Origin of the sequence: Nocardiopsis sp. EMB25 (assembly GCF_026797795.1) — a bacterium.
Classification (GTDB): domain Bacteria; phylum Actinomycetota; class Actinomycetes; order Streptosporangiales; family Streptosporangiaceae; genus Nocardiopsis; species Nocardiopsis lucentensis.
In genome coordinates this window covers 5,807,770-5,825,429 of record NZ_JAMTDN010000001.1, presented here as the reverse complement: position 1 = coordinate 5,825,429, position 17,660 = coordinate 5,807,770, and the positions used below count along the sequence as shown (strand labels likewise).

Sequence of the window (17,660 nt, the reverse complement as noted above, 5' to 3'; positions counted from 1 at the left end):
ACGGTGTGCTGCTGGTTCACGGACCCACCTCCCGGGTGTCCGGCGCGGCCGACCGGACGGCCGCGACCACCGTCGCGACGGCGTCGTCGGACAGGTGCGGGCCAATCGGCAGGCTGAGCACCTCGGTGGCCAACCGCCGGGCGCGCGGCAGGTCCCCGAAGGGCCGCGCCCACTGGGCGGACGCCGCGCCGGTGCCCGGCCCGGGGTCCGCGGCGGACGCCACCGGCTCAGGACCGGCGTAGGCCCGCGAGTCGTGCACGGCCACGGGGTAGTGGACGTGCGTCTCCACCCCCGCCTCGGCCAGCAGCCGCCGCAGCCGGTCGCGGTGGGTCGCACGCAGCACGTACTGGTGCCAGACGGGTTCCGCCCAGGGCGCGACCGAGGGAACGGTGATCCCGGGCAGTCCGGCCAGCGCCCGCGTGTAGCGGTCGGCGATCTCACGCCGCCGCGCGTTCCAGGTGTCCAGGTGGGGGAGTTGGGCGGACAGGACGGCGGCCTGGAGTTCGTCCAGGCGAGAGTTGACGCCCCGCGCCTCGTGCCGGTACTTCTCCCGGGACCCGTAGTTGCGCAGCAGGCGCAGCCGCCGGGCCAGGTCCGGGTCGGAGGTGACGACCGCGCCGCCGTCGCCGAGCGCGCCCAGGTTCTTGCCGGGGTAGAAGCTGAAGGCGGCCGCGTACCCGCCGCCCACGCGGGTCCCCCGGTGGCGGGCGCCGTGCGCCTGTGCCGCGTCCTCGACCACCGGGAGCCCGTGCCGCCGCGCGAACGACTCGACCGCCTCCAGGTCGACCGGGTGCCCGTACAGGTGCACGGGGACCACCGCCCTGGTCCTGGCGGTCAGGGCCGCCTCCAGCCGGTCGGGGTCGATCAGGAACCGCGAGGGCCCCTCGTCACCGGGTTCGACGGGAACCGGGGTGGCCCCGACCTCCGACACCGCGAGCCAGGTCGCCACGAAGGTGTGCGAGGGCACGATCACCTCGTCACCGGAGCCCACCCCGAGCGCGCGGAGGGTCAACCGGAGCGCGTCGAACCCGCTGCCGACGGCGACGCAGTGCCCCGCGCCGCAGTAGCGGGCGAACCGCTCCTCGAACGCGTCGATCTCCTCCCCGAGCAGATACCGTCCGCTGGCGGCGACCCGCAGCAGGGCGGCGTCGATCTCCTCCCGCAGGCCCGAGGCGTCGTGCACCTCCCGCGGGTCATAGAACCGCACCCCGGCGGGGGCGGCGACCTCCCGACCGCTCATGACGTCCCCCGGGTGTCCCTGAGGAAGGCGTCGTAGTCGCGGTAGTAGTCCGACTCGTCGTAGTGGCAGGAGGCCAGGACGAGGCAGACCGCCCCCTCGGTGAAGTCGCTGAGGTTCCGCCACACCATCGGCCCCACGTACATCCCGACGCCGGGTTGGAGCAACTGGTGGCTGGCCCGGTGGAACCCGTCGTCGACGGTGATGGTGAACGCGCCGTGGGCGGCGATGATCAGCTGCTCCAGGGAGCGGTGGGCGTGCCCGCCACGCGAGGTGCCCGGCTGGAGGTCATGCAGGTAGTAGACACGCCTGACGGAGAAGCCCACGGTCCGCTCGGACTCGACCACCGACAGACTTCCGCGCTCGTCCTTGTGCTGTTCGAGGTCGACCAGGCGGCAGGATCTGACCCCGCCGATACCGGTCCCCCCGGTGATGCTCGCCACCATCGGGCTGCTCCTTGAGTCCTTCGTCCGTGCGCGTTCCGCCACGCCGACCGCCCCGCCTCAGTGGCGGGTGACGGCCACCGGGAGGCAACGAGCGGTCAACTGGTCGTCCTCGTAGAACTCCACGCCGTCGTGCTCGATCCGGTAGGCGGAGAACTCGTCGAAGAAGAGATCGAGGAACACCTTGGCCTCCAGGCGGGCCAGGAACGCACCGAGGCAGTGGTGGATGCCGTGCCCGAAGGCCATGTGCCGGTTGGACTCACGGCGCACGTCGAAGGTGTCGGGGGCAGAGAACTGCGCGGCGTCCCGGTTGGCCGAGGCGATCCACGCGATGACCATCTGTCCGGCCCGCATGGGGTGGCCGAGGATGTCGGTGTCCTCCTTCACCAGCCGGAAAATGTTGTTGAAGGGGCTGCGGTAGCGCAGCGTCTCCTCGATCAGACCGGGGATCAGCCCGCGGTCGGCGCGGACCTCCGCCTGGGCGTCCGGGTGCTCCTCCAGCACCAGGAAGAGGTTGCTGAGCAGGGTGGCGCTGGAGATGTGGCCCGCGGTGAGCAGCAGCGCCACGATGTTGACGATCTCCTCGTCGGTGAGCCTGCGGCCGTCCACCTCGGACTCGATGAGGCCGCTCATCAGGTCGTCCGCCGGGTTCTCCCGCTTGAGCGCGATGTGCTTGTACAGGTACGCGGCCCACTCCTCGATCGCCGGCCCCATCGTCTCGGCGAAGTCGTCGGGGAGGTTCGGGTACTCCATGCCCTCGTTGTTGAGGATGACGTCGACCCACTCGCGGAACAGGTCGCGGTCCTGCGCCGGGATACCGAGCAGTTCGGCGATGACGATGACCGGCAGGGGATAGGCCAGGTCGGAGACGACGTCGATCCGCTCCCGGTCACGCAGTCCGGCCAGCAGCTCCCTGGTGATCTCCGCCACGCGCGGCTGGAGCGCGGAGATCCGCTTGGGGGTGAACGCCTGGGACACCAGCTTGCGCAGCGGCCCGTGCTTGGGCGGGTCGATACCGCCGAACGTTCCGGGCCCCATGAGGATCGCCAGCTCCTTCGGCACCGGGAAGACCGGGGAAAAGTCGGAGGAGAAGAGCTGGGGGTTGGTGGAAACGGTCAGGTAATCGGCGTAGGTGAACACCTGCCAGGCCTGGCGGGTCTCGTCCCAGAAGACCGGGGCCTCCTCCCGCGCCTTGGCGAACCAGTCCAGCAGGCCACGCGCGTCGGCCCCGTCCGGCTGCGCGAGCGGGTGTGGTCCGGCCTCGGCCCCCTGCTGGGCCGGTCCGTTTCCGGATTCGGTCATCTGCTGCGTCATATCGACTCTCTCATCGGGGCTGATGCGGAGGATTGCTCGACCTCGGGCGCACGAAAGGGAATACGCGAACGCCGGTGAGTCATTCTCTTGACACGGCGAGTGGCCGCGTCGAGAGAAATCCCCGAGCGAACACCCATGGCGGAAAGGAAGCTAAATCCCGGGCGACCCCACCCGCAAGACCGAACCTGACACAGTAGCCCACGGGAACCGTCGGACCCGGGGCTTGGAAAACCCATTCGGGCAACGCGGGGAAGGACCTGACATAGCATCAGCGAACCCTTCTCGTCCGCCGCTCCTTCTGGTGTTGAGTGACAGAATCCGCGCCCAGAGGAGAAGAGAGCCATGACCTGCCCCGTGACCGGCGGTTCCGTGTGGGACTACCCGTTCGGCGACCGTGTGGACCTCAGCGTCGACCCCACGTACGCGAAGTTGCGCGCGCGTGAGCCGGTCGCCCGTGTGCGGATGCCCCACGGCGGTCAGGCCTGGCTCCTCACCCGCCACGAGGACATCCGCGAGGCCCTCACCGATCCGAGGCTGAGCCTGCACGCCGGGGCCGACTGGGACGTGCCCAGGGTCGCGCCGCGCCCGCTGGACTCGGTGGGGCTGATGGGGATGCCCCCGGAGCAGCACCGAAGGCTGCGCAGGCTCGTGTCCAGGGCCTTCACCCCCAGGCGGGTCGCCGACATGCTCCCCGAAGTCGAGCGGATCACAGAGGAACTCGTCGACGGGATGGTCGCCGACGGCGGCCCGGTCGACCTGGTGGCCCGACTGGCCCTCCCGCTGCCGACGCGGGTCATCTGCCGCATGCTCGGCGTTCCCGTCGAGGATCAGGACCTTTTCCGCCGCTTCAGCGACGCGCTGATGTCCTCGACGCGGTACACCGAGGCCGAGATCACCGGGGCGATGGAGCAGTTCAGCGCCTACCTGTACGATCTCGCCGCGAAGCGCCGGGCCGAGCCCGAAGACGACCTGCTCAGCGCACTGATCCAGGTCAGCGACGACGAGGGGCGGCTCACCGAGCCGGAACTGCTCATGCTCATCGGGGGCCTGCTCGTCGGCGGCCACGAGACCACCGCCAACCAGCTGGCCGGGAACGTCCTCCTCCTGTTGCGCGAACCCGAGCACTACCAGCGGTTGTGTGCGGAGCCTGAGCTCATCCCCACCGCGGTGGAGGAGCTCCTGCGGTACCTGCCCCTGTGGTCGTCGGTGCCCGCGAGCCGGGTCGCCACCGAGGATCTGGAGATCGCCGGGGTGCGCATCCGGGCGGGGGAGGCCGTCGTCTACTCGCTGACCTCCGCCAACCGGGACGGCGAGGTCTTCGACGATCCCGACACGTTCTCCCTGGAACGCGACCCCAACCCCCACCTGTCGTTCAGCAAGGGGCCGCACTACTGCGTCGGCGCGGCACTGGCCAGGATGGAACTCCAGTGCGCGACCGAAGCCCTCGTCACCAGAATTCCAAAACTGCGCCTGGCCGTTCCAGAAAACGAGATCGGATGGCACCGGGGAATGCTCATTCGCAGCCCCCAGGAACTACTCGTGACGTGGTGAAAGAAAGCGGCGGTCGCTCCCGCCGCACCACGGTTTCCACCTCCGTCGAACTCTGCGATCCAGGTTTTCCTCCGCCGTGACGCAGGCGACTCGATCCACCCCTCGGCAATGGAGACTTCATGATCCCGAACACCGGTGCACGGCGACCCGACACCACCAACGGCACAGACGATCTCGACGGCATCGCCGTTGTCGGCATGTCCTGCCGACTGCCAGGGGCGGCCACCACCGAGGAGTTCTGGGACCTGTTGTGCGCCGGTCGCGGCATGCCTGCCCGCCGGGAGGACGGCACCTGGCGGGCCGCCCTGGACGACCACGCCGGGTTCGACGCCGAGTTCTTCGGTATGGACGCCGCAGAGGCCGCCGCGACCGATCCGCAGCACCGGCTCATGCTCGAACTGGGGTGGGAGGCGTTGGAGAACGCCGGAATCGTCCCCGGTGACCTCGCCGGAACGGACGCCGGCGTCTTCGTCGGGATCGCCTCCGACGACTACGCCGCCCTCACCCGACGCTCCGGGGTGCCGACGGGAAGCCACACCGCCACGGGGCTGCACCGCGCCATGGCAGCGAACCGCCTGTCCTACCACCTGGGCCTGCGCGGCCCCAGCGTCACCGTGGACTCGGCCCAGTCGTCCTCGCTGGTGGCGGTGCAGACGGCGTGTGAGAGCCTGCGCCGGGGGGAGACCACGCTCGCCGTGGTCGGCGGCGTCCACCTGGTGCTCACCGAGGAGAGCACCACAACGATGGAGCGCATGGGAGCGCTCTCCCCCGACGGGCGCTGCCACACCTTCGACGCGCGCGCCAACGGCTACGTGCGCGGCGAGGGAGGTGGGGCCGTCGTGCTCAAGCCGCTCTCCGCCGCGATCGCGGACGGCGACCGGGTGCACTGCGTCATCAGGGGAGGCGCCGTCAACAACGACGGCGGCGGGGTGAACATCACCACCCCGGACCAGGCCGCCCAGGAAGCGGTGCTGCGCGGGGCCTACGAGCGGGCGGGCGTGTCCCCGGAGTCGGTCCACTACGTCGAGCTGCACGGTACCGGCACGCGTGTCGGCGACCCCGTGGAGGCCGCCGCCCTGGGTGCGGTGGTCGGTGCGGGCAGCGGTCGGACGCGCCCGGTCCAGGTGGGCTCGGTCAAGACCAACGTCGGTCACCTGGAGGGGGCGGCCGGCATCGTCGGGTTCCTCAAGGCGGCGCTGTGCGTGCGCGAGGGGGAGCTCGTGCCCAGCCTCAACTTCACCGAGCCCAACCCCGACATCCCCCTCGACGAGCTCAGCGTTGAGGTGGTGACGGAGCGGCGCCCCTGGATCGAGGAGGGTGGCCTGCGGCGGGTGGCCGGTGTGTCGTCGTTCGGCATGGGCGGCACCAATGTGCACCTGATCCTGGAGCAGGCCCCCGCGTCCGCTCCCGCCGAGGCTCCCGACGCGACGACACAACCTTCTGGTCCTGTTCCTGTGTTGTTGTCGGGTCGCACCCCCAAGGCGTTGACCGACGCCGCCTCCCGGCTCGCCGACACCATCGACCACAACCCAGAAATGAACCTGGGCGACATCGCCCACACGATGGCCCGCCGCACCACCTTCGACCACCGCGCCACCGTCCTCGCCCACACCACCGAAGAACTCAACAAGCGCCTACGCGACCTCTCACACGGAGAACCGAACCCCGCCGTCATCACCGGTGTCGCGGCCGACGGCAAACAGGTCCTGGTCTTCCCCGGCCAGGGCACCCAATGGACCGGCATGGCCGCGAACCTCCTGGCCGACCAGCCCGCCTTCGCCCAACACCTCCACGAATGCGCGCGTGCCCTGGCCCCCCACACCGACTGGGACCTCATCACCGTCCTGACCGAAGGCCGGTCGTTGGACCGGGTCGACGTGGTCCAACCCGCCACCTGGGCCGTCATGGTCTCCCTCGCCCACCTCTGGCACACCCTCGGCCTACGTGTGGACGCCGTCATCGGCCACTCCCAAGGAGAAATCGCCGCCGCCACCGTCGCCGGAGCCCTCAGCCTCGAAGACGGCGCCGCCGTCGTCGCCAAACGAGCACGCATCATCGCCACCCACCTGGCCGGACACGGAGGCATGGCCTCCATCCCCCTCCCCGTCCAGGCCATCGACCTCACCGCCTACCAAGGCCGACTCGAGATCGCCGCCCTCAACAGCCCCCACTCCACCGTCGTGGCCGGGGATCTGGACGCCGTCACCGACTACGTCACCCACTGCACCCACCAGAACATCCAGGCTCGCCAGATCCCCGTCGACTACGCCTCCCACACCAGCCACGTCGAACGCATCCAGGATGAGCTGAACGCCGCCCTGGCCGACATCACCCCCAAGGCCCCGCGCATCCCGTTCCACTCCACCGTGGAACCGGAACCCTCCTTCGACGCCGGGTACTGGTACCGCAACCTGCGCCACACGGTCTCCTTCACCTCGACGGTCACCGCCCTCCTCCGCCAAGGCCACACCCGCTTCATCGAGGCCAGCGCCCACCCCGTCCTCACCCACGCCATCGAGCACACCGCCGAACAACACGACCTGACAGCCCACACCACCGGCACCCTGCGACGCGACGACGACACCCCCACCCGCCTACTCACCTCCCTGGCCACCACCTGGACCCACGGCACCCCCCTGGACTGGACCCACCTCACCCCCACCGGCCACACCACCCCCCTGCCCACCTACCCCTTCCAACACCAACACCACTGGATCGGCAGTGACGGCGAGACTCGCTCCGCAGAAGGAGAAGTCCGGACCGTAGACAACGCCCTGCGACAGGAGCTGAGGCGGCTCTCCACCCCGGAGGAGCGAAGCGAACTGCTGCTGAACCTGGTCAGCAAGCACGCCGCGGCAGTCCTCGGCCTGGTCGCAGTGTCCGAGATCAGAGCGGACGAGTCCTTCAAGGAGCAGGGCTTCGAGTCCGTAACCGGGATCGAGCTGCGTAACCGACTGCTGACAGCGACGGGACTGCACCTGGCCACGTCGCTCGTCTACGACCACCCCAGTCCCCGACTCCTGGCCGAATTCCTTCACCAGGAACTCATGGGCAGCCCCGCTCCCGAGGTCGCGCCTGCCGTCACCCGAAAGACGGACGACGCGGAGGACCCGATCGTGGTGGTGGGGATGGCCTGCCGCTACCCCGGCGGAGCCACCACCCCCGACGCCCTCTGGGAACTGGTGACCACCGGCACCGACGCCATCTCCCCCTTCCCCACCGACCGGGGCTGGGACCTGGACACCCTCTACGACCCCGAACCCGGCACCCCCGGCAAAACCTACGTCCGCCAAGGCGGCTTCCTCCACGACGCCGCAGACTTCGACCCCGACTTCTTCGGCATCTCACCCCGCGAAGCCACCGCCATGGACCCCCAACAACGCCTGTTGCTGGAAACCTCCTGGGAAGCCATCGAACGCGCGGGCATCGACCCCCACACCCTCCACGGCACCCCCACCGGCGTCTACACCGGCGTGATGTCGCAGGAGTACGGGCCTCGGCTCTACGAACCGTCGCAGGGTTACGACGGTTATCTGCTCACAGGCACTACGACCAGCGTGGTGTCGGGTCGGATCGCTTACGCGCTGGGGCTCGAGGGTCCGGCGGTGTCGGTGGACACGGCGTGCTCGTCGTCCCTGGTGGCGCTGCACATGGCCGCCCAAGCGCTCCGCCAGGGCGAATGCGACCTCGCCCTGGCCGGAGGTGCCGCCGTTATGGCGAGCCCTGGAATGTTCGTGGAGTTCTCCCGGCAACAGGGGCTGTCCTCAGACGGCCGCTGTAAGGCGTTCAGTGACGAGGCCGACGGCACCGGGTGGGCCGAGGGCGCCGGGATGCTGCTGGTCGAGCGGCTCTCCGACGCCCGACGCAACGGACACCCCATCCTGGCCGTCATCCGGGGATCGGCCGTCAACCAGGACGGGGCCAGCAACGGCCTGACCGCCCCCAACGGACCCGCCCAACAGAGAGTGATCCGCCAAGCCCTGGCCAACGCCGGACTCCGACCCGCCGACGTGGACGCCGTGGAAGCGCACGGCACCGGCACCCGCCTGGGCGACCCCATCGAAGCCCAAGCCCTCCTGGCCACCTACGGACACGACCGCGACCCCCACACCCCCCTCTACCTCGGCTCGCTCAAATCCAACATCGGCCACACCCAGGCCGCCGCCGGAGTCGGCGGGGTCATCAAGATGATCCAGGCCCTGCGCCACGGTCAACTGCCCAAAACCCTGCACGCGGACGAACCCACCACCCACGTCGACTGGGCCAACGGTCAGATCACGCTGCTCACCGACCCGGTGTCCTGGCCCGAAAACGATCGGCCACGGCGTGCCGGTGTGTCGTCCTTCGGCATTAGTGGCACCAACGCCCATCTGATCCTGGAGCAGACACCTGTGTCTGTTCACGTCGAGCACAGTGGTGAAACGGCCGATCCCGCTGGTCCGGTGCCGGTTCTGTTGTCCGCGCGCACCCCCAAGGCGTTGACCGACGCCGCCTCCCGACTCGCCGACACCATCGACCACAACCCAGGGATAAACCTGGGCGACATCGCCCACACGATGGCCCACCGCACCACCTTCGACCACCGCGCCACCGTCCTCGCCCACACCACCGAAGAACTCAACAAGCGCCTACGCGACCTCTCACACGGAGAACCGAACCCCGCCGTCATCACCGGCACCAACACCGACGGCAAACAAGTCCTCGTCTTCCCCGGCCAGGGCACCCAATGGACCGGCATGGCCGCGAACCTCCTACGCGACCAACCCGCCTTCGCCCAACGCCTCCACGAGTGCGCGCGTGCCCTGGCCCCGCACACCGACTGGGACCTCATCGAAGTCCTCACCGAAGGCCAATCGTTGGACCGGGTCGACATCGTCCAACCCGCCACCTGGGCCGTCATGGTCTCCCTCGCCCACCTCTGGCACACCCTCGGCCTACGTGTGGACGCGGTCATCGGCCACTCCCAAGGAGAAATCGCCGCCGCCACCGTCGCCGGAGCCCTCAGCCTCGAAGACGGCGCCGCCGTCGTCGCCAAACGAGCACGCATCATCGCCACCCACCTGGCCGGACACGGAGGCATGGCCTCCATCCCCCTACCCCCACACCAACTGGACCTGACCCCCTACCAAGGCCGACTCGAGATCGCCGCCCTCAACAGCCCCACCAACACCGTGATCGCGGGCGACCTGGACGCCGTCACCGACTACGTCACCCACTGCACCCACCAGAACATCCAGGCTCGCCAGATCCCCGTCGACTACGCCTCCCACACCAGCCACGTCGAACGCATCCAGGATGAGCTGAACGCCGCCCTGGCCGACATCACCCCCAAGGCCCCGCGCATCCCGTTCCACTCCACCGTCGAGGACAACCCCTCCTTCGACGCCGGGTACTGGTACCGCAACCTGCGCCACACGGTCTCCTTCACCTCGACGGTCACCGCCCTCCTCCGCCAAGGCCACACCCGCTTCATCGAGGCCAGCGCCCACCCCGTCCTCACCCACGCCATCGAGCACACCGCCGAACAACACGACCTGACAGCCCACACCACCGGCACCCTGCGACGCGACGACGACACCCCCACCCGCCTACTCACCTCCCTGGCCACCACCTGGACCCACGGCACCCCCCTGGACTGGACCCACCTCACCCCCACCGGCCACACCACCCCCCTGCCCACCTACCCCTTCCAACACCAACACCACTGGCTCACCCCCCAACCCACCCACACACCCACACCCACACCCACCACCGGACCCGACACCTGGCGCTACCGCACCACCTGGAAACCACTCCCCGAAGTCACGGCTCCGACGCTCTCCGGCCACCACCTGCTCGTCGTCCCCTCCGATCTCGACGCCTCGATCGTCGATGAGGTCACGCACGCCCTGTCCGAGCGTGGCGGTTCCGTCGACCGGGTCGACGTTCCGCTCGGTACAGAGCGCGACGAGTTCGCCCAGGTCCTCTCCCCTCACCTGGGCACCGACGACGACCACGCCGTATCCGTCGTCTCACTGGTCGGTCTGGCGGAGTCCCTGGACACGGTCACGACGTCGATCTCCCTCATCCAGGCGATCACCGACGTGTCCCCCCAGAGCACCCGGGTATGGGCACTGACCAGGGAGGCCGTCGCGGTCTCCCCCGGTGAGAGCCCCCAGGACGAGGGGGCCCAGCTGTGGGCTTTCGGCCGTGTCGCCGCCCTCGAGCTGCCCGACGTCTGGGGGGGTCTGATCGACCTCCCCGAGCGGCCCGGCCCGCGGGACCTCGCCCGCGCGGTGACCGCGCTCGGCGGTGGGGACGAGGACCAGGTGGCGATCCGGCCCTCAGGTGTCTACGGGCGCAGGACGGCCCGGATGGCACCGACGAACGCCGCCCCCTGGCGGCCGTCCGGCACGGTGCTGATCACCGGAGGCATGGGAGCCATCGGGCGGCGTCTGGCTCGCAGGCTGGCCGCCGAGGGGGCCGAACGCCTCGTCCTGACCGGCCGTCGGGGCGCGAACGCCCCCGGCGCGGCGGAACTGACCGAGGAGCTGCGGGGCCACGGCTGCGAGGTCATCCATGCCGCCTGCGACGTGGCCGACCGCTCGGAGCTCGGCGCACTGATCGCCGCCCACCCCCCGAACGCCGTCTTCCACAGTGCCGGGGTGTTGGATGACGCCCTGATCGACACGTTGTCGGCGGAGAGCTTCGACGCCGTGCACCGTCCGAAGGCCCTCGGGGCGACGCTGCTGCACGAGCTCACCGAGGATCTGCCGGACCTGGACGCCTTCGTCCTCTTCTCCTCCGTCACCGGGGTCTGGGGCAACGGCGGCCAGGGCGCCTACGCCGCCGCCAACGCCGCGCTGGATGCCCTCGCCGAGCGCCGCCGCGCCGCCGGACTCCCCGCGGCCTCGATCGCCTGGGGCCTGTGGGACGGCGGTGGCATGGCGGCGGGTGCCGGCGAGGCCAGCCTGTCCCGTCGGGGGCTGCGGGCCATGAACCCCGAGGCCGCCATCGACGCCCTCCTGCGCTCCATTCCCGGCGGCGACGCGGTCACGGCCATCGTCGACGTCGACTGGGAACGGTTCGCTCCCGCGACGTCGGCGGTCCGGCCCAGCACCCTGTTCGACTCCGTTCCGGAGGCCGTGGAGGCGTTGGCGGACACGACCGCCGCGCCCGGCGCCGAGGACGACTCATCCGAGCTGTCACGTCGGCTGTCCACCCTGGCGGAGCCGGAGCGACTGCGTACACTCGTGGAGCTCGTGCGCGCGGAAGCGGCGTTCGTCCTCCGTCATCCGAACACCGACACCATCGGCGCCGAACGTGCCTTCAAGTCAGTGGGTTTCGATTCGCTGACCGCCGTCGAACTGCGCCACCGGCTCAACGCGGCCACCGGTCTGAAGCTGCCCTCCACGGTCGTCTTCGACCACCCCACGCCCACGGCGATCGCCACGCTCCTACTCGGTCTTCTGGTCGACGACGGCACGGAGGGCCCGGCGGACACTCCGCCGGTTCCGGTGGGTCGCACCATGGTCGACGACGATCCGGTGGTGGTCGTCGGTATGGCGTGCCGGTACCCCGGCGGCGCGGACACGCCCGACGCCCTCTGGGAACTGGTGGCCGGTGAGCGCGATGTGATCGGCGACGCGCCCACCGACCGGGGCTGGGACCTGGACTCGCTCTACGACCCCGAACCCGGCACCCCCGGCAAAACCTACGTCCGCCAAGGCGGCTTCCTCCACGACGCCGCAGACTTCGACCCCGACTTCTTCGGCATCTCACCCCGCGAAGCCACCGCCATGGACCCCCAACAACGCCTGTTGCTGGAAACCTCCTGGGAAGCCATCGAACGCGCGGGCATCGACCCCCACACCCTCCACGGCACCCCCACCGGCGTCTACGCGGGACTCACCCACCAGGACTACGCCTCACGGTTGCACGAGGCACCAGCGGAGCACGAGGGACACCTGCTCACAGGTAAGTCCGCGAGTGTCGTCTCCGGCCGCATCTCCTACACGCTGGGGCTCGAGGGTCCGGCGGTGTCGGTGGACACGGCGTGCTCGTCGTCACTGGTCGCGCTGCACATGGCCGCCCAAGCGCTCCGCCAGGGCGAATGCGACCTCGCCCTGGCCGGAGGTGTCACCGTCATGGCGGCTCCCGGTCTGTTCGTGGAGTTCTCCCGGCAGCGTGGCCTGTCTCCCGACGGGCGGTGCCGTGCCTTCAGTGACGAGGCCGACGGCACCGGATGGGCCGAGGGTGCCGGGATGCTGCTGGTCGAGCGGCTCTCCGACGCCCGACGCAACGGGCACCCCATCCTGGCCGTCATCCGGGGATCGGCCGTCAACCAGGACGGGGCCAGCAACGGCCTGACCGCCCCCAACGGACCCGCCCAACAGAGAGTGATCCGCCAAGCCCTGGCCAACGCCGGACTCCGACCCACCGACATCGACGCCGTCGAAGCACACGGCACCGGCACCCGCCTGGGCGACCCCATCGAAGCCCAAGCCCTCCTGGCCACCTACGGCCAGGACCGCGACCCCCACACCCCCCTCTACCTGGGATCGCTCAAGTCCAACATCGGCCACACCCAGGCCGCCGCCGGAGTCGGCGGGGTCATCAAGATGATCCAGGCCCTGCGCCACGGTCAACTGCCCCGCACACTGCACGCCGACACCCCCACCACCCACGTCGACTGGGCCAACGGAGCCGTCCGACTCCTCGATCAGGCCCAACCCTGGCCCGAGAACGACCGACCTTCCCGAGCCGGTGTGTCCGCGTTCGGGGTCAGCGGCACCAATGTGCACCTGATCCTGGAGCAGGCCCCCGCGTCCGCTCCCGCCGAGGCTCCCGACGCGACGACACAACCTTCTGGTCCTGTTCCTGTGTTGCTGTCAGGTCGCACCCCCAAGGCGTTGACCGACGCCGCCTCCCGACTCGCCGACACCATCGACCACAACCCAGAAATGAACCTGGGCGACATCGCCCACACGATGGCCCACCGCACCACCTTCGACCACCGCGCCACCGTCCTCGCCCACACCACCCAAGACCTGGCCACCCACCTACGTCACCTGGCCGCAGACGAACCCGACCCAGCCGTGGTCACCAACACCACCACCACTGACGGCAAACAAGTCCTCGTCTTCCCCGGCCAAGGCACCCAATGGACCGGCATGGCCGCGAACCTCCTAGCCGACCAGCCCGCCTTCGCCCAACGACTCCACGAGTGCGCGCGTGCCCTGGCCCCCCACACCGACTGGGACCTCATCACCGTCCTGACCGAAGGCCAATCGTTGGACCGAGTCGACATCGTCCAACCCGCCACCTGGGCCGTCATGGTCTCCCTCGCCCACCTCTGGCACACCCTCGGCCTACGTGTGGACGCCGTCATCGGCCACTCCCAAGGAGAAATCGCCGCCGCCACCGTCGCCGGAGCCCTCAGCCTCGAAGACGGCGCCGCCGTCGTCGCCAAACGAGCACGCATCATCGCCACCCACCTGGCCGGACACGGAGGCATGGCCTCCATCCCCCTCCCCGTCCAGGCCATCGACCTCACCGCCTACCAAGGCCGACTCGAGATCGCCGCCCTCAACAGCCCCCACTCCACCGTCGTGGCCGGGGATCTGGACGCCGTCACCGACTACGTCACCCACTGCACCCACCAGAACATCCAGGCTCGCCAGATCCCCGTCGACTACGCCTCCCACACCAGCCACGTCGAACGCATCCAGGATGAGCTGAACGCCGCCCTGGCCGACATCACCCCCAAGGCCCCGCGCATCCCGTTCCACTCCACCGTGGAACCGGAACCCTCCTTCGACGCCGGGTACTGGTACCGCAACCTGCGCCACACGGTCTCCTTCACCTCGACGGTCACCGCCCTCCTCCGCCAAGGCCACACCCGCTTCATCGAGGCCAGCGCCCACCCCGTCCTCACCCACGCCATCGAGCACACCGCCGAACAACACGACCTGACAGCCCACACCACCGGCACCCTGCGACGCGACGACGACACCCCCACCCGCCTACTCACCTCCCTGGCCACCACCTGGACCCACGGCACCCCCCTGGACTGGACCCACCTCACCCCCACCGGCCACACCACCCCCCTGCCCACCTACCCCTTCCAACACCAACACCACTGGACACCGATGCCGCCGTCGGCGATCGGTGACGCGGCGGCGGGCAGGTTCGGTATGAGCTGGGAGGACCACCCGTTCCTCAACGGCGGGCTGCCGCTGGCCGACTCGGGAGAACTCCTGCTCACCGGGCGCGTGTCGTGCTCGGAGCACGCCTGGCTCGCCGACCACGCGGTGTCCGGGACGGTCTTGCTCCCGGGCACGGCCTTCGTGGAGTTGGCTCTGCACGCCGGTTCCGCCACCGGCTGCGACTCGCTCGACTCGCTGGAGCTGGAGGCACCGCTCCTCCTCCCCGCTACCGGAGGCGTGCGGGTGCAGCTCCGGGTGTCGCCAGCGGACGACTCCGGGCGGCGCACGGTCTCCATCCATTCCTCCCCCGAGGGACACGGCTCCCCCGCCACCTGGACACGCCACGCTCAGGGCGTCCTCGTCCCGGACCCGGCTCCGACCGTCCCGTCCGCCGACTGGGCGCGGGACTGGCCGCCCGCCGGAGAGCGTGTGGAGGGGTCCGAACTCTACGACCGGTTCACCGCTCTGGGCTACGAGTACGGCGAGGTGTTCCGCGGGGTGCGCGCCGTGTGGCGGCGACCGGACGCGTTGCTCGCCGAGGTTCGGCTGCCCGACCGGGCCGCCACCGGTTCCGGCCGGTTCGGTGTGCACCCCGCCCTCCTCGACGCCGCGCTCCAGCCGTGGGTGGCCGGTGGGCTCCTCGACCTCCCCGACGACGGCGTGCTGCTGCCGTTCGCCTGGCAGGGGGTCAGGTCACGGTCGACCACCGCCCCCTCCGACGTGCTCCGCGTCCGGCTGGCGCGGGTGGGAGACGGCGCCGTCTCCCTGCACGCCGTCGACACCACCGGGGCGACGGTGCTGTCCCTGGACTCGCTGGTCATGCGTCCGCTGTCGAACGGGCGCCTGGCCGAACTGCTCGGCGCGGACGCCGACTCCGGACCGCTGTACCGGGTCGAGTGGCGGCCACGGCCCGCGAACACCGCCCCGCCGCGTTCCTGGGCCCTGCTCGGACCCGACGCGGACGGTCTCGCCGACGTCCCCTCTCCCGCTCCGTCCGCCGCGGACGCGGGCGGGACCGGCCGTCCCGCCGCGGTGTATCCGCAGGTGCGGGCCCTGCTGGACGCCCTGGCCGCCGGGGCACCGCGCCCGGAGGCCGTCGTCCTGCCACTGCCCGCCGGTTCCGAGCCGTCCGCGAGCGCCGTGCGCGAGACCACCGGCCACTGTCTGGCCGTCATCCAGGAGTGGTTGGCCGCCGACGCGTTGGCGGAGGTGCCGCTGGTGGTGGCCACCCGGCGGGCCGTGGCGACGGTTCCCGGCGAAGGGGTCGACGGGGCGGTGTGCGCGGGCGTGTGGGGTCTGGTCAGGTCCGCGCGCTCGGAGCACCCGGGCCGCTTCGCCCTGATCGACCTGGACGACTCCCCGGAGAGCCGGAGGTCCCTGCCCGGTGCGCTCGGCGCGGTGCTGGGCGGCGTCGGGCAGGTGGCCCTGCGCGAAGGGGCCGTCCGGATCCCGGAGCTCGCTCGCGCGGAAGCCTCCGGGACCCCGTGGGAGGAGCGCGCGACCGTCTTCGACCCGGCCGGAACGGTGGTGGTGACGGGTGCGACCGGCATGCTCGGTCGACTGGTGGCCCGGCACCTGGTCGTCGGGCACGGAGTCCGCGACCTCCTGCTCCTGAGCCGTGCCGGAACCGGCGCCGACGGCGCCGCCGCGCTCGCCGAGGAGCTGACCGGGCTGGGCGCCAGGCCAAAGATCGCGGCGTGCGACACCGCCGACCGTGCGGCGCTGGCCCGGGTGTTGGCGGACGTTCCCGCGGACCGGCCGCTGACCGGTGTGGTCCACGCGGCCGGGGTGCTCGACGACGGAGCGGTCGAGGCGTTGACCCCGGAACGGCTCGACACGGTCATGCGGCCGAAGGTGGACGCGGCGCTGAACCTGCACGAGCTGACCGCCGAGGCCCCGCTGTCGGTGTTCGCGGTCTTCTCCGGGGCGGCCGGTCTGCTGGGCCGTCCCGGACAGGGCAACTACGCGGCGGCCAACACGTTCGTCGACGCCCTGGTACAGCACCGTCGGTCCCTGGGGCTGCCCGCCGTGTCGCTGGCCTGGGGTCTGTGGGGTGAGGCGACCGGGATGACCGGCCACCTCACCGAAACCGACCTGCGGCGGATGCGCGGAGCCGGGATCGCGCCGATGACGAACGCGCAGGGGCTCGCCCTGTTCGACCGGGCGCTCGCCGCCGCCGAGGCGGACCCGCTCCTGGCACCGATGCGGCTGGACCTGACCTCGGTGCGCCGGGAGCGGGACGAACGGGGCCCGGAGGCGGTGCCCGAACTGCTGCGTGGCCTGGTGCCCGCGCGGGCGGCCGGGCCGTCCGCCCCGGCGCCGCGGACCGAGCCCGAGGACACCTGGGCCGAACGGCTGGCCGGGCTCGACGCGTCGGTCCGGCTCCGAGAACTCGTGAACCTGGTGCGTGCCCAGGTCGCGGCCGTACTGGGATACGCCTCCCCCGACGGGGTGGCGCCGCGACGGCCGTTCAAGGAGCTCGGGTTCGACTCCCTGACCGCCGTGGAGCTGCGGAACCGGCTCGGCACGGCGACCGGCCTACGGTTGCCCGCCGCCCTGGTGTTCGACCACCCCACTCCGATGGCGGTGGCCGAGTACCTCACCGACGAACTGTCCCCGGACCCGACCGCCGACGGCGCCGGGGGCGGGGTGGACGCCGCGCTCGCCGGTCTGGAGACGGTCGCCCGGGCGGTCGGCGCCATGGCCGAGGACGTTCAGGGACGCGATGCCGTGCGTCGACGGCTGTCCGAGCTGCTGGCCGCGGTCACGCCGACCGCGACAGGCCACGCGGCCTCCCCGTCCAAGCCGTCGACCGGCTCCGCCGCCGACACCGTGGACCTGGACGAGCGGCTCGACTCCACGGACGACGACGACCTCTTCGCCTTCATCGAGGAGCAGCTGTGAGCAGTAGGAATGAAAGCGACCACA

General features: G+C 70.8%; 5 protein-coding genes. 2 read left to right on the top strand and 3 right to left on the bottom strand.

Annotated elements, in window-relative coordinates; genetic code table 11:
• Window positions 1-16 precede the first annotated feature (16 nt).
• Genes KIK06_RS25840 through KIK06_RS25830 form a run of 3 tightly spaced genes read right to left on the bottom strand, consistent with a single transcriptional unit; the run spans window position 17 to window position 2,982 of the window.
• A complete protein-coding gene (locus KIK06_RS25840; RefSeq protein WP_017601705.1) occupies window positions 17-1,240 on the bottom strand; it encodes a DegT/DnrJ/EryC1/StrS family aminotransferase in 1,224 nt (407 codons plus the stop codon).
• Window positions 1,237-1,683 (bottom strand): sugar 3,4-ketoisomerase, encoded by a 447-nt coding sequence (locus KIK06_RS25835; RefSeq protein WP_017601704.1) that lies wholly within the window; start codon window positions 1,681-1,683, stop codon window positions 1,237-1,239. Before KIK06_RS25835 ends, KIK06_RS25840 begins: the two co-directional genes overlap by 4 nt.
• Window positions 1,684-1,740: 57 nt before the next feature.
• Window positions 1,741-2,982, bottom strand: coding sequence for a cytochrome P450 (locus KIK06_RS25830; protein WP_268645477.1), 1,242 nt, complete (start codon window positions 2,980-2,982; stop codon window positions 1,741-1,743).
• Window positions 2,983-3,336: 354 nt separating this feature from the next.
• Between KIK06_RS25830 and KIK06_RS25825 the strand changes: the two genes are divergently transcribed.
• The gene (locus KIK06_RS25825) at window positions 3,337-4,545 is read left to right on the top strand and encodes a cytochrome P450 (RefSeq protein ID WP_268645476.1); all 1,209 of its coding nucleotides are present in this window, start codon (window positions 3,337-3,339) and stop codon (window positions 4,543-4,545) included.
• Window positions 4,546-4,664: 119 nt separating this feature from the next.
• Complete coding sequence (locus tag KIK06_RS25820) at window positions 4,665-17,636, top strand: type I polyketide synthase (protein ID WP_268645475.1); 12,972 nt, start codon at window positions 4,665-4,667, stop codon at window positions 17,634-17,636.
• Window positions 17,637-17,660: the final 24 nt, after the last annotated feature.

Bases quoted from the DNA above. Each gene is read 5' to 3' on its own strand.
- KIK06_RS25820 (WP_268645475.1), top strand. From the start codon at position 4,665: ATGATCCCGAACACCGGTGCACGGCGACCCGACACCACCAACGGCACA.
- KIK06_RS25835 (WP_017601704.1), bottom strand. From the start codon at position 1,683: ATGGTGGCGAGCATCACCGGGGGGACCGGTATCGGCGGGGTCAGATCC.
- KIK06_RS25840 (WP_017601705.1), bottom strand. From the start codon at position 1,240: ATGAGCGGTCGGGAGGTCGCCGCCCCCGCCGGGGTGCGGTTCTATGAC.
- KIK06_RS25825 (WP_268645476.1), top strand. From the start codon at position 3,337: ATGACCTGCCCCGTGACCGGCGGTTCCGTGTGGGACTACCCGTTCGGC.
- KIK06_RS25830 (WP_268645477.1), bottom strand. From the start codon at position 2,982: ATGACCGAATCCGGAAACGGACCGGCCCAGCAGGGGGCCGAGGCCGGA.